The organism is Streptomyces sp. NPDC001068, from assembly GCF_042897315.1.
Lineage (GTDB): Bacteria > Actinomycetota > Actinomycetes > Streptomycetales > Streptomycetaceae > Streptomyces.
In genome coordinates, this window is sequence record NZ_JBIAYD010000003.1 from 614493 (window position 1) to 627545 (window position 13053).

The following is a 13053-nucleotide window of genomic DNA, read 5'->3' on the forward strand; positions in this document are numbered from 1 at the left end:
CCGGGGGCCATTGTCAGTCCCCTGCGGTAGCTTCCAGGTGCTGGAGCGCGACGGCGCGCGAACGGGAACGGCCACAGGGGTGGGTGGACGGCAATGGGCAACAGCACGGCGACGACGGAGCTCGACGTCGCACTGGAGAAGTACCGGACCGAGCTGACCGGGTACTGCTACCGGATGCTCGGTTCGTCGTTCGAGGCCGAGGACGCCGTGCAGGACACCCTGGTGCGGGCCTGGCGGAGCCACGAGAAGTTCGAGGGCCGTTCCAGTCTGCGGTCGTGGCTCTACCGGATCGCGACGAACGTGTGCCTGGACATGCTCAGCGCGAGCGGCAGGCGGGCGCGCCCGATGGACCTCAGCGAGTCGACGCCGCTCGCCCGGGCCGCGCTCTCCCCTCGGCCCGACAACACCTGGCTGGAGCCGGTGCCGGACGCGCGGGTGCTGCCGACGGTGGACGACCCGGCCGAGGCGGCCGTGGCCAAGGAGTCCGTCCGCCTCGCCTTCATGGCCGCGCTGCAGCAGCTGCCGCCCAAGCAGCGGGCGGTGCTGATCCTGCGCGAGGTGCTGGCCTGGAACGCCGCCGAGGTGGCCGAGCTGCTCGACACGACCGTCGCCTCGGTCAACAGCGCCCTGCAGCGGGCCCGCGCCACCCTGGCCGAGCAGCAGCAGTCCGGGGCCGGGGCGGAGGTCTCGAACCCGCTCGACGAGGAGCAGCGCAAGCTCCTGGAGCGCTATGTCGCGGCCTTCGAGGGCTACGACATGACGGCCCTGACGGCGCTCCTGCACGAGGACGCCATCATGACGATGCCGCCGTTCGACCTGTGGCTCGTCGGCCACGCGGACATCGCCGGTTTCATGACCACGATCGGCTCCGCCTGCGAGGGCTCCCGGCTGTTCCCGGTCCAGGTCAACGGCCTGCCCGGGTTCGCCCAGTACAAGCCCGATCCGGACACCGGCGGCTTCAGCCCCTGGTCGATCCAGGTCCTGGAGATCTCAGACGGCCGGCTGACCGGGTTCCACTTCTTCCTCGACACCGGGCGCTGGTTCCCGCTCTTCGGCCTCCCCCTCCACCTGGACGCGAAGGCCGAGGAAGCGGAGCAGGGAGCGTAGGGCGGGGTCGGGGTCCCGCAGCCGGATCCGCCCGCCGGCCCGGCGGGCGGTCAGCTCCAGCCGGGCCAGCAGGTCGACGGCGGCGAGGCCCGGCGGCCCCAGCCCGCCGACGTCGCAGACGACGGTACGGTCCCCGCGGCCCGGCAGCATCGCGCGCACGGCGTCGCAGAGTCCTGGCACCTCGTCCCTGGCGACGGGGCCGGACAGCACGAGCACGGCGGGGGTCACGGCATCCACGAGCGGTAGACCGGCGACGGCCTGACAACTCATCGGTAGGTCCGGCGCCGTCCCGTGACGGTCGCACAGATCACAAGGATCACAACGTTGACCTGCGCCTGACCCGCACCGGAGGGTTGGGTGTATGCGCCACAGACCACCACCCACGCGGACCCCCGACGGCCTCGTGCCCGCCAAGGGGGTTCAGTGCAAGGGGTCCTGAGCGGCTTCGCCGTCATCGCGATCGTCATCGCCGTCGGCTACGCCCTCGGCCGCGGCGGCCACCTGGGCGGCAACGGCCGCGAGGTGCTCACCAAGCTCGCCTTCCACGTCGCCTCCCCCGCCCTGCTCTTCACCACCCTCGCCAGGGCCGACCTCGCGGTGGTCTTCTCCAGCCGCCTCCTGGTGACGGCCCTGTCCACGGCGGCGGCGGCCGGAGTGTTCGTGGCGGTGGGTGTCGTACGGGGCTGGGGGGTGGGCCGTACGACGATCGGCGCGCTCTGCTCCAGCTACGTGAACTCCGGAAACCTGGGCATCCCGATCGCCGTGTACGTGCTCGGGGACGCCTCCCTGGTGGCTCCGGTGCTGCTGTTCCAGGTGGTGATCCTGACCCCGGTCGCGCTGACGGTCCTGGACCTGTCGGGCATGGGCGAGAAGGGCCCCTGGTGGCGCCGCCTGCTCACCCCGCTGCGCAACCCGATAGCCGTCGGCTCGCTCACCGGGGTCCTGGTAGCGGCACTCGGCATCGCTCTTCCCGGCCCCGTGATGGACCCCCTGACCCTGATCGGGAACATGTCGGTCCCGGCGGTGCTGCTCGCCTTCGGCATCTCCCTGCACGGCAGCACCCCGCCCGGCCGGGGCCGCGACCGCCACCCGGTGTTCCTGGCCGTCGCCCTGAAGTCGGCGGTCCAGCCACTGGTCGCCTGGGCCCTGGCCACCGGCGTCTTCGGCCTGCACGGGGCGCCGCTGCTCGACGTGACGGTGACGTCGGCGCTGCCGACCGCGCAGAACCTGTACACCTACGCCGTCACCTACCGGGTCGGCGAGGAACTGGCCCGCGACTCGATCCTGCTGTCGACGGTGCTGGCGGTGCCGGTCCTGGTGGTGGTGGCGACACTGCTGGGGTGACGGGCCGTCAGTCGACGGGGAACTCGCAGACCCAGACCAGTTCGTCCCACTCGTCGTCACCCGCGATGTAGTCGGCGTCGATGGCGCTCATGACCGCATCCAACACGCCGAACGGGACCGGCGGAGGTCCACCGGTCCCGTTCACCCGATCGAGCAATCCCCAGGTCAGGCGATGCGTTCCAGCACGACCGGGGACGCCGTGGACTCCGTGCCCGCCGCCGCGATGTCGTAGGAGCCCTCGACCGACTGGAGCGCGTACTCGAAGCGGTCCGGGGTGTCGGTGTGGAGGGTCAGGAGCGGCTGGCCCGCCGTCACCGTGTCGCCGGGCTTGGCGTGCAGCTCGACGCCCGCGCCCGCCTGCACCGGGTCCTCCTTGCGCGCGCGGCCCGCGCCCAGGCGCCAGGCGGCGACGCCGATGTCGTAGGCGTCGAGGCGGGTGAGGACACCGGACGACGGCGCCTTGATCACGTGCTGCTCCCTCGCCACCGGCAGGACCGCGTCCGGGTCGCCGCCCTGCGCCGCGATCATCCGGCGCCAGACGTCCATGGCCGAGCCGTCGGCCAGCGCCTTCGCCGGGTCGGCGTCCTTGAGGCCGGCCGCGTCGAGCATCTCGCGGGCCAGCGCGAGGGTCAGCTCCACGACGTCGGCGGGACCGCCGCCGGCCAGCACCTCGACGGACTCGCGGACCTCCAGGGCGTTGCCCGCGGTGAGGCCCAGCGGGGTGGACATGTCGGTGAGGAGCGCGACCGTCCGCACCCCGTGGTCGGTGCCGAGGCCGACCATCGTCGAGGCCAGCTCACGAGCGTCCTCGATGGTCTTCATGAAGGCGCCGGTGCCGACCTTCACGTCCAGGACCAGGGAACCGGTGCCCTCGGCGATCTTCTTGGACATGATCGAGGAGGCGATCAGCGGGATCGCCTCGACGGTGCCGGTGACGTCGCGGAGCGCGTAGAGCTTCTTGTCGGCGGGGGCCAGGCCGTCGCCGGCCGCGCAGATCACCGCGCCGGTGGTGTCGAGGACGTTCAGCATCTCCTCGTTGGAGAGCAGGGCGCGCCAGCCGGGGATCGACTCCAGCTTGTCCAGGGTGCCGCCGGTGTGGCCGAGTCCCCGGCCGGAGAGCTGCGGGACGGCCGCGCCGCAGGCCGCGACGAGGGGGGCCAGGGGAAGGGTGATCTTGTCGCCGACGCCGCCCGTGGAGTGCTTGTCGGCGGTCGGACGGGACAGGGCGGAGAACTCCATGCGCTCGCCGGAGGCGATCATCGCCGCCGTCCAGCGGGCGATCTCGCGGCGGTTCATGCCGTTGAGGAGGATGGCCATCGCGAGCGAGGACATCTGCTCGTCGGCCACCTCGCCGCGTGTGTACGCGTCGATGACCCAGTCGATCTGCTCGTCGCCGAGCTCACCGCGGTCGCGCTTGGTGCGGATGACGGAGATGGCGTCCATGGCCATGACGTTCCCTTCGGAGCATTGCGAAACGTACGGCCCCTCCGCGCGGACGGGCGGGAGGGGCCGTACGGGATTACTTGGCGAGATGGTCCGGGCCGAAGGCCTGGGGCAGCATCTCGGAGAGGGGCAGGACGCCTTCCGGGGTGTCCAGGAAGAGGTCCGGGCCGCCGAACTCGTAGAGCAGCTGACGGCAGCGGCCGCACGGGACGAGCAGCGCGCCCGTGCCGTCCACGCAGGTGAAGTGCGTGAGGCGCCCACCGCCGGTGCGCTGGAGCTCGGAGACCAGTCCGCACTCGGCGCACAGGCCGATGCCGTAGGACGCGTTCTCCACGTTGCAGCCGGAGACCGTGCGCCCGTCGTCGACCAGCGCGGCGGCCCCGACCGGGTAGCCGGAGTACGGCGCGTAGGCGTGGGACATGGCGGTCCGTGCCTCGGCCCGCAGCGTCTCCCAGTCGAAGCAGTCGTCCTCGGCCGTCACTTGCCCTGTCCCTTCCGGTACGGGAGGCCGTCCGCCTTCGGCATCCGCAGGGACTGCGCGGACAGCGAGAGCACCAGCAGGGTGACCAGGTACGGGGTCGCGGTGACGAGCTGGCGCGGGACCTCGTTGGTGGCGGAGTACCAGATGAACATCAGGACCGCGATGACGATCGTGATGACGGCCGGGACGTACTTCTTGCGCCAGGCCAGGTAGACCGCGCCGAAGACCAGCAGGATCGCGAGCAGCAGGATCAGCGCGTGCACGTTGACCGTGCCGCCGCGCAGGTTGAGGCTGTCGGTGTAGCCGAACAGGCCCGCGCCGAGCGCCAGTCCGCCCGGCATCCAGTTGCCGAAGATCATCGCGGCGAGACCGATGTAACCGCGGCCGGCCGTCTGGCCGTCGAGGTAGACGTTCGAGGCGACGATGGACAGGAAGGCGCCGCCGAGACCGGCGAAGCCACCGCTGATGAGCACCGCGATGTACTTGTACTTGTAGACGTTGACGCCCAGGGACTCGGCCGCGACCGGGTTCTCGCCGCAGGAGCGCAGGCGCAGACCGAAGGCGGTGCGCCACAGCACCCACCAGGTGGCGGGGACGAGGGCGACGGCGACGACCGTCAGCGGGGAGAGGTCGGTCAGCAGGCCGCCCAGCAGACCGCCGAGGTCCGAGATCAGGAACCAGTGCTTCTCGTTGAGCGTGTTCAGCCAGTCGGACAGGCCCGGGACGCTGAAGGTGCCCAGGGAGTCGATCGGCGGCGACTGCTTGGAGGAGCCGCCCTCCGCGTTCTCGAAGGTGAACTTGGAGAGGTAGCGGGTGGCGCCGAGGGCGAGGATGTTCAGGGCCACACCGGAGACGATGTGGTTGACGTTGAAGGTGACGGTCGCGACGGCGTGCAGCAGGGCGCCGAGCGCGCCGCCGAGGATGCCGAAGGCGACCCCGACCCACGGGCCCCACTGGTAGCCCGCCCAGGCACCGAACCAGGTGCCGAGGATCATCATGCCTTCGAGGCCGATGTTGACGACGCCCGCGCGCTCGGCCCACAGGCCGCCCAGACCGGCGAGGCCGATCGGCACGGCGAGGCGCAGCGCGGTGGACATCTGGCCGGTCGAGGTGATGCCCTCGGCGCCGGTGATCAGGCGCACGGCCGAGGTGAGTACCAGTACGCCGGCGACGACCAGCAGGAGTACCGGGAGCGACATTCGGCGGCCGCCCTTGCCGGGCTGCTTCGCCTGCGGCTTGGCGATGGTCGCGGTGGACATCAGGCCGCCACCTCCTTCTTGGTGTTCTGGGCGGCGGCCGCGGCGAGCTCCGCGCCGACCTGGCGCTGCTGGCGGCGCAGGCCCCACTGGCGTACGGCTTCGTAGGAGATGACGACGGAGAAGACGATCAGGCCCTGCATGATCGTGGCGATCTCCTTCTCGTACGCCACCGGGGTGGCGTAGTCGAGGGCGGGCGAGGCCTTGTCGAGGAAGGCCCACAGCAGGGCGGCGAAGGCGATGCCGCCGGGGTTGTTCCGGCCGAGCAGGGCGATGCCGATGGCGGTGAAGCCGAGGCCGGCCGGGAAGTCGAGGCTGTAGGTGTGCGAGTCGCCGAGCAGCAGCGGCAGGCCCGCGAGGCCGGAGACCGCGCCGGAGATCAGCATGGAGATCAGGACCATGCGCTTGGCGTCGACGCCGGAGGCCGCGGCGGCGGACTCGGAGGCGCCGGTGGCACGCAGGTCGAAACCGAAGCGGGTGCGGTTGAGGACGACCCAGTAGGCGATGCCGAGGGCGATGGCGACGAAGACCATGCCGTAGATCTCGCCGACGTCGGAGCCCAGGTTGATACCGGGGAACCAGCCGGACTTCTTCATCACGCCGGTCGTCATGTTGTTGCCGACCTGCACGCCCCACACGTTCGAGAGGGTGACGTAGCCGATGACGCTGGTGGCGATGGCGTTCAGCATGATCGTGGCGACGACCTCGCTGACCCCTCGGGTGACCTTCAGGACGCCCGCGATGCCGGCCCAGAAGGCGCCGGTGAACATGGCGACCAGGAGCAGCATCGGGATCTGGAGGGCGGCGGGCAGACCGACGTTGGCGCCGACCACGGCCGTCATCACGGCGGCGAGCCGGTACTGGCCGTCGACGCCGATGTTGAACAGGTTCATGCGGAAGCCGAGGGCGACCGCGATGGCCGCGATGTAGTACATCGCCGCCTGGTTGACGATCAGCACCTGGATGTCCGAGTACGGCAGCTGCTGGAGCATCAGGGAGTAGGGCTCGAACGGGTTGCGGTTCGAGGCGAGCAGCACGATCGACGTCAGCGCGATCGCGAGGACGAGTGCGATGGCCGGGCCGGCCAGCGCGAGGAGCACCCGCTCCTTGTCGAACTTCTTCATCGGGCCTCGTCCTCCGGACCAGCGGCGCCATCGTGTGCTTCTGGGGCGGTGTCTACGTGTTCCAGGTGGCCGGACGCGGCACCGGTCATGGCCGAGCCGAGCTCCTCCGGGGTGACGGTGGCCGGGTCGGCGTCAGCGACCAGCTTTCCGTCGAAGATCACCCGCAGGGTGTCCGACAGGCCGATCAGCTCGTCGAGGTCGGCGGAGATCAGCAGCACGGCCAGGCCCTCGCGGCGGGCCTCCCGGATGCGGTCCCAGATCTGCGCCTGGGCGCCGACGTCCACACCCCGGGTGGGGTGGGCGGCGATCAGGAACTTCGGGTTGTGGCTCATCTCACGGCCGACGATCAGCTTCTGCTGGTTGCCGCCGGAGAGGGAGGCGGCGGTGACGTCGATGCCGGGGGTGCGGACGTCGTACTCCTCGACGATCCGGCGGGTGTCGGCCTGGGCGCCCTTGATGTCCAGCCAGAAGCCCTTGGCGTTGGGCTTCTCGGTGACGTGGCCGAGGATGCGGTTCTCCCAGAGCGGCGACTCCAGGAGCAGGCCCTGGCGGTGCCGGTCCTCGGGGATGTAGCCGACGCCGGACTGCCGGCGCTTGCGGGTGGCCCAGCCGGTGATGTCCTCGCCGAGGAACTCGATCGTGCCCGAGTCGGCGTTGCGGGTGCCGATCAGCGCGTCGATCAGTTCGGTCTGGCCGTTGCCCTCGACACCGGCGATGCCCATGACCTCGCCGGCGTGGATGGTGAAGGTCACGTCGTCGAGGACGCGCTTGGCCGCGCCGGGGGCCGTGGCCTCGGTGAGCACGTCGGCGCCGGCCGTGGCACCGGCCGAGCCGGGGGTCGCGGTCTCGGGCTGCGCGCCGGCCTCGCCGAGGGAGGCGCCGGACGCGTACACGGTGAGGTTCCGGACGGTGACGACCGGCTTGTCGGTGACCGTGGAGCCGGCGGTCTCCGGGGTGGGCAGCTCGCTGCCGACCATCAGTTCGGCGAGCTGGCGCGGGGTGGTCTCCGAGGGGATCGCGGTCCCGACGGTCGTACCGCGGCGGATGACGGTGATGTCGTCGGCCACCGACAGCACCTCGCCGAGCTTGTGCGAGATGAAGATGACCGACAGACCCTCGGACTTCAGTTCCCGCAGGTTGTCGAAGAGGGCGTCGACCTCCTGGGGGACCAGGACGGCGGTGGGCTCGTCGAGGATCAGGGTCCTGGCACCGCGGTAGAGGACCTTGAGGATCTCCACGCGCTGCCGGTCGGCGACGCCGAGGTCCTCGACCAGGACGTCGGCGCGGATGCCCAGGCCGTACCGGTCGGAGATCTCGCGGATCTTCTTTCGGGCGTTGCCGCCGATGCCGTACAGCTTCTCGCTGCCGAGCACCACGTTCTCGAGCACCGTCAGGTTGTCCGCCAGCATGAAGTGCTGGTGGACCATGCCGATGCCGCGGGCGATGGCGTCGGCCGGGGACGAGAAGGCGACCTGTTCGCCGTCGATCGCGATGGTGCCCTCGTCCGGCTTCTGCATGCCATAGAGGATCTTCATCAGGGTCGACTTGCCGGCGCCGTTCTCGCCGACCAGGGCGTGGACGGTGCCCTTGCGGACCGACAGGTGGATGTCGTGGTTGGCTACGACTCCGGGGAATCGTTTGGTGATCCCCGCCAGCTCGACCGCGGCTGTCGTCTCTGCGGTGAGCGGAGGGCTGCTGGACGCGTCGATGGCGCACTCTCCTCGGAAACGGGGCCATCTACGCGCGTAGCGCCCCTGCTTTAAATAGTGCCCGGATCTGACCGAGTTTTTTTGAGCCTCGATCCGTTCCGAGCATTCTGCCGCGCGAACGGGGGTTGCCCGTGCCGCTGATCCGCGGGATCCCCCTCGGTCCCCGGGCACCCGCCCGGGTCCGCCGACCGGTCCCCGGATCCATGGCACGGGTGCGGGAAGGACATCCTTCCCGCACCCCGTTCCGTGGCCGTAACGCTGCCATTACAGCGCCCTTTTGACCATGCCTACGACAGGTCCGGCGGCCGTCGCTCCTGGGGTCAGGAGGTCTTGACCGTGATGGAGCCGTCCTTGATGCCGGCCTCGGCCTTCTTCAGCGCGGCCTGCAGGGCGGCGTTGCTCTTGAAGGCCGGGTTGGAGTCGGCCAGGCCCACCGCACCGTTGCTCAGGGAGCCGCGGATCTCACCGGTCAGCGGCTTCTTGTCCTTGATGACGGACTTGGCCAGGTCGTACACCGCGCCCTCGACGTTCTTGAGCGCCGAGGTGAGGATGTAGTTCTTGTACTTCGACAGCGCGGCCTGGTTGTACTGGTCGGAGTCGACACCGATCGCCCAGACCTTGTGCGCGGCGGCGGCCTTGATGACGCCCTGGCCGGAGAGGCCGGCGGCGGCGTAGACCACGTCGGCACCGGCGCCGATCTGGCCCTCGGCGGCGGCCTCGCCCTTGTCGGGGCTGGAGAAGCCACCCTCCTGGGCGGTCTGGGTCAGGTACTGGGCCTTGACCTTGACGTTCTTCTTGGTGTCCGTGACGCCCTGCTCGAAGCCCGCCTCGAACTTGTGGATCAGCGGGACGTCCACGCCGCCGATGAAGCCGACGGTGTTCGACTTGGTGGTCAGCGCGGCGGTGACGCCGGCCAGGTACGAGGACTGCTCCTCGTGGAAGACCATGTCCGCGACGTTGCTCGCCTGGTCCTGGTTGTCGTCGATGATGCCGAAGGTGATCTTCGGGAACTTCGCGGCGGCCTCCTTGACGGCGGGCGCGTAGGCGAAGCCGACACCGATCACCGGGTTGTAGCCGGACTTGGCGAGGGTCTCGAGGCGCTGCACCTTGTCCGCGTCCGACTCGCCGTCCTGCGGCTCGACGTCCCGGCCGGTGACGCCGAACGCCTGGTCGGCCTTCTGGAAGCCGGCGTACGCGGCGTCGTTGAAGGACTGGTCGCCCTTGCCGCCGACGTCGTACGCGAGGCCGACACCCTTGGACGCGCCCGCCTTGCCGGTGGACGAACTGGACGAGCTGCCGCACGCTGAAACGGTGACGGCGAGGGCTGCGGTTGCAACGCCTGCAACGGCGATACGGGACACCCGGCGCATGGAACGTGACTCCTTCGTGCAAGCGCCCAAACCAGGCGCTGGTTCCGCGGCAGCGTAACGCGCGTAGACCAGACGGAAAACCCCCAATGTCCGGTCCGTTATCTAGCTGTGGCCACAGTCACCGCGAAGGTGACGGACAGCAGCGCGCCCCTTGCGGGAGGCAAGGGGCGCGCTGACCTCGACGGCCCGGTGAGCGGCCCTACCCGTCGGTAGGACCGCTCACCCGGCGACTCATGTACGTCGCATTACTTCGTGTTGACGGTGACCTTGCCGTCGATGATGTCCTGCTTGGCCTTCTCCACGGCGGCGACGACCTTGGTCAGGGCCTTGTACTTCGGGTTCGTGTCGGCGAAGCCGACGCCACCGGTCTTGAGGGTGCCGTTGACGACACCGCTCTCCGGCTTGCCGTCGTGGACGGACTTCACGAGGTCGTACACCGCGCCGCCGACGTTCTTGAGGGCGGAGCCGAGGATGTAGTCCTTGTACTTGGCGAGCGCGCTCTGGCTGTACTGGTCGGAGTCGACGCCGACCGCCCAGATCTTGGCGCCGGCCGCGGCCTCGATCACGCCCTGCCCGGAGAGTCCGGCCGCGTGGTAGATGACGTCCGCACCGGCGTCGATCTGGCCCTGCGCGGCGGCCTTGCCCTTGTCGGGGCTGGAGAAGCCGCCCTCCTGCGCCGTCTGCGTCAGGTACTGCGACTCGATCTTGATCTTCGGGTTGACGGACTTGGCACCCTGGTCGAAACCGGCCTCGAAGGTGTGGATGAGCGGTACGTCCACGCCGCCGATGAAGCCGATGTGGTCCTTCTTGGTGGCCGAGGCCGCGGCGACACCCGCCAGGTAGGACGACTGCTCCGCCGCGAAGACCATGTCGACGACGTTCTTCGCCGTCACCTCGTTGTCGTCGATGATGCCGAAGGTGATCTTCGGGTACTTGGCGGCGACCTCCTTGACCGCGGGCGCGTAGGAGTAGCCGACCCCGATGATCGGGTTGTAGCCGGCCTTGGCCAGGGTGTCGAGGCGCTGCACCTTGTCGGCGTCGGACTCGCCGTCCTGCGGCTCGATGTCCCGGCCGCCGATGCCGAACTCCTTCTCGGCCTTCTGGAAGCCGGCGTACGCGGCGTCGTTGAAGGACTGGTCGCCCTTGCCGCCGATGTCGTAGGCGAGGCCGATGCCCTTGCCGTTGTACTTGCCGGACGCGCCGGAGCCGGAGCCGGCGCCGTCGGAACCGGTGTCCTGGCTGGACTTGCCGCATCCGACAGCCGCGAGGGCGATGACGGTGACAGTCACCGCGGCTTGGGAGAACCTCGTCCTCCGAGAGACAGAACGCACAGCACGTACCCCTTCGTCCCCACGGCACCGTCACCGGCCCGCTTCCCCAACCGGCCACCTGCGGTGGCGATTTCGGCGCACAGTAACGCGCGTAGAAGCGGAGGGGAACGGGGTTTCTCCGTGCCGTTATCGAACCGTGCCGCCCTCGGGTCACAGGAGGAGATCATTGGTTACACCCGGGTGACACAGGGGGACGAATCACCCCTGATCGGGCACCCTCGGCCGCCGTGACCGCCACCCGTCCGCCGGCGGGCGCCCGGGGGCCGCGGCCGACTCCCCCGGCCTCGGTGTCGGCCGGGGTCTCCAGGCGTCCGTGCGACTGCTCGTGGCGTCGCCGGAGGGTCGTGCCGCCGCCGGGTCGCGAGGCGCGGGGCGGGTCGCCGGTGGGGCGTCGCGCCGGTACGGCGGGGGCCGGTGGGGCGTGGCGTCGGGTGGGGCGGGGCGTGGCGGGGCGCTAGCGGGTCGCGTCGATGAGGGCGGCCGCCGTGAACAGCTCCACCCCGACGGTGATGGCCCGCTCGTCGGCGTCGAAGTCGCCCTGGTGCAGGTCGCGCACGGCCCGCTCACCCGGCGTCCGCACCCCGAGCCGCGCCAGCGCGCCCGGCACGTGCTCCAGGTACCAGGAGAAGTCCTCGCCACCGAGGCTCTGCTCGGTGGTCTCGATGGAGTCCGTGCCGCGGCGGGCGGTCATCGCGTCCCGGAGCAGTTCGGTGATCACCGGGTCGTTGACGACCGGCGGCACCCCGCGCACGTAGTTGATCTCGGACTTGGCCCGGTGCAGGGTCGCGACCTCGTCGATCGCCGCGTGCACCACGTCCGGCGCCTGGCGCCACCCCTCCAGGTCCAGGCATCGCACGGTGCCGGAGAGCTCGGCGTGCTGGGGGATGACGTTGGGCGCGTGCCCGGACTCGATCCGTCCCCAGGTCACGGCGAGCCCGCTGCGGCTGTCCACGCGCCGCGCGATGAGCGCAGGCACGTCGACGGCGACCCGGGCGGCGGCGGTGACCATGTCGGTGGTCAGGTGCGGCCGGGCGGTGTGGCCGCCGGGCCCGTCCAGCGCGACCTCGATGCGGTCGCAGGCGCTGGTGATGGCACCGGTCCTGAGGCCGATCCGCCCCGCGTCCACCCGCGGGTCGCAGTGCACGGCGAGGATCCGTCCCACGCCCTCCAGCACCCCGGACTCGATGGCGTCGGCGGCGCCGCCGGGCAGCACCTCCTCGGCGGGCTGGAAGAGCAGCCGCACGGGCCGCGGCAGCAGCCCCCGCTCGTGCAGCTCGGCGAGGACGAGCCCGGCGCCGAGCACCACGGCGGTGTGCACGTCGTGCCCGCACGCGTGCGCCCGGTCCGGGACGGTGGACCGGTACGCGCACTCGGTCTTCATGTCCGGGATGGGCAGGGCGTCGATGTCGGCGCGCAGGGCGAGCACCGGCAGCCCGTCGGCCTCGGGCCCGATGTCACAGATGATCCCGGTTCCCATGGCGAGCACCCGCGGCCGGAGACCGGCCTTTTCCAGCCGTTCCTTGATGGCGGCGGTGGTGCGGAACTCCTGGTTGCCCAGTTCGGGGTGCATGTGCAGGTCGCGCCGGAACGCTACGAGTTCGGCGTGCAGCTCCGCGCTGAGCACACCGGGGAGCACATCCCCTGGGAGGTCGGCCTCGGTCTCTAGGGACATCAATTGGTTCACCCTCTGAAGGGTAGGACGCCCGAGGGGTCAACTGCCCCGAGATCAACAAAAGTTCAGCCCGTTAGGGGAAGAAAATCTGACCGCGATGGCATGACCTCGGACGTGGCTGGGTAAAACCTATGTTTCCTCTTCCACGGATACCACGCCGGACGGCAGTCACGCCGTTTCTGTCCACCTTCCGAGAACGGACCCGATCCGGAACGG

General features: G+C 70.3%; 11 protein-coding genes. 2 read left to right on the plus strand and 9 right to left on the minus strand.

Features of this window, described 5'->3' with window-relative positions; genetic code table 11:
- Positions 1–93: 93 nt before the first annotated feature.
- Entirely contained in the window at positions 94–1107 is a 1014-nt protein-coding gene (locus ACFY3I_RS12180) for a sigma-70 family RNA polymerase sigma factor (protein WP_390860476.1), read from the plus strand.
- Here the strand turns inward: ACFY3I_RS12180 and ACFY3I_RS12185 are convergent.
- The gene (locus ACFY3I_RS12185; protein WP_365284090.1) at positions 991–1377 is read right to left on the minus strand and encodes an STAS domain-containing protein; all 387 of its coding nucleotides are present in this window, start codon (positions 1375–1377) and stop codon (positions 991–993) included. The genes ACFY3I_RS12180 and ACFY3I_RS12185 overlap by 117 nt on opposite strands.
- 153 nt (positions 1378–1530) lie before the next feature.
- On the opposite strand from ACFY3I_RS12185, the gene ACFY3I_RS12190 reads away from it, so the two are divergent.
- Positions 1531–2451, plus strand: a complete 921-nt coding sequence (locus ACFY3I_RS12190; RefSeq protein ID WP_365284088.1) for an AEC family transporter — start codon at positions 1531–1533, stop codon at positions 2449–2451.
- A gap of 165 nt (positions 2452–2616) precedes the next feature.
- On the opposite strand, the gene ACFY3I_RS12195 is transcribed toward ACFY3I_RS12190, so the two are convergent.
- From ACFY3I_RS12195 to ACFY3I_RS12230, 8 genes are all read right to left on the minus strand, one after another.
- Positions 2617–3894, minus strand: a complete 1278-nt coding sequence (locus ACFY3I_RS12195) for a thymidine phosphorylase (protein WP_390860518.1) — start codon at positions 3892–3894, stop codon at positions 2617–2619.
- Between the two features lie 76 nt (positions 3895–3970).
- Positions 3971–4375 carry a cytidine deaminase gene (locus ACFY3I_RS12200; protein ID WP_365284081.1) on the minus strand — a complete coding sequence of 135 codons (405 nt, stop codon included), beginning with the start codon at positions 4373–4375 and terminating at the stop codon, positions 3971–3973.
- On the minus strand, positions 4372–5634 hold the full coding sequence (locus ACFY3I_RS12205; protein ID WP_365284078.1) for an ABC transporter permease: 1263 nt from the start codon (positions 5632–5634) through the stop codon (positions 4372–4374). Before ACFY3I_RS12205 ends, ACFY3I_RS12200 begins: the two co-directional genes overlap by 4 nt.
- The gene (locus ACFY3I_RS12210; RefSeq protein WP_365284076.1) at positions 5634–6755 is read right to left on the minus strand and encodes an ABC transporter permease; all 1122 of its coding nucleotides are present in this window, start codon (positions 6753–6755) and stop codon (positions 5634–5636) included. The genes ACFY3I_RS12205 and ACFY3I_RS12210 overlap by 1 nt, the downstream gene beginning before the upstream one ends.
- Entirely contained in the window at positions 6752–8464 is a 1713-nt protein-coding gene (locus ACFY3I_RS12215; protein ID WP_390860519.1) for an ABC transporter ATP-binding protein, read from the minus strand. Before ACFY3I_RS12215 ends, ACFY3I_RS12210 begins: the two co-directional genes overlap by 4 nt.
- Positions 8465–8784: 320 nt before the next feature.
- Positions 8785–9834, minus strand: coding sequence for a BMP family protein (locus ACFY3I_RS12220; RefSeq protein ID WP_390860477.1), 1050 nt, complete (start codon positions 9832–9834; stop codon positions 8785–8787).
- 245 nt (positions 9835–10079) lie between these two features.
- Entirely contained in the window at positions 10080–11123 is a 1044-nt protein-coding gene (locus tag ACFY3I_RS12225) for a BMP family ABC transporter substrate-binding protein (protein WP_365284072.1), read from the minus strand.
- A gap of 496 nt (positions 11124–11619) precedes the next feature.
- Entirely contained in the window at positions 11620–12837 is a 1218-nt protein-coding gene (locus tag ACFY3I_RS12230) for a M20 family metallopeptidase (RefSeq protein ID WP_390860478.1), read from the minus strand.
- Between the last annotated feature and the right edge of the window lie 216 nt (positions 12838–13053).

Coding starts and splice junctions, on each gene's coding strand:
- ACFY3I_RS12185 (WP_365284090.1), bottom strand. CDS start 1,377: ATGAGTTGTCAGGCCGTCGCCGGTCTACCGCTCGTGGATGCCGTGACC.
- ACFY3I_RS12195 (WP_390860518.1), bottom strand. CDS start 3,894: ATGGACGCCATCTCCGTCATCCGCACCAAGCGCGACCGCGGTGAGCTC.
- ACFY3I_RS12180 (WP_390860476.1), top strand. CDS start 94: ATGGGCAACAGCACGGCGACGACGGAGCTCGACGTCGCACTGGAGAAG.
- ACFY3I_RS12210 (WP_365284076.1), bottom strand. CDS start 6,755: ATGAAGAAGTTCGACAAGGAGCGGGTGCTCCTCGCGCTGGCCGGCCCG.
- ACFY3I_RS12205 (WP_365284078.1), bottom strand. CDS start 5,634: ATGTCCACCGCGACCATCGCCAAGCCGCAGGCGAAGCAGCCCGGCAAG.
- ACFY3I_RS12230 (WP_390860478.1), bottom strand. CDS start 12,837: ATGTCCCTAGAGACCGAGGCCGACCTCCCAGGGGATGTGCTCCCCGGT.
- ACFY3I_RS12220 (WP_390860477.1), bottom strand. CDS start 9,834: ATGCGCCGGGTGTCCCGTATCGCCGTTGCAGGCGTTGCAACCGCAGCC.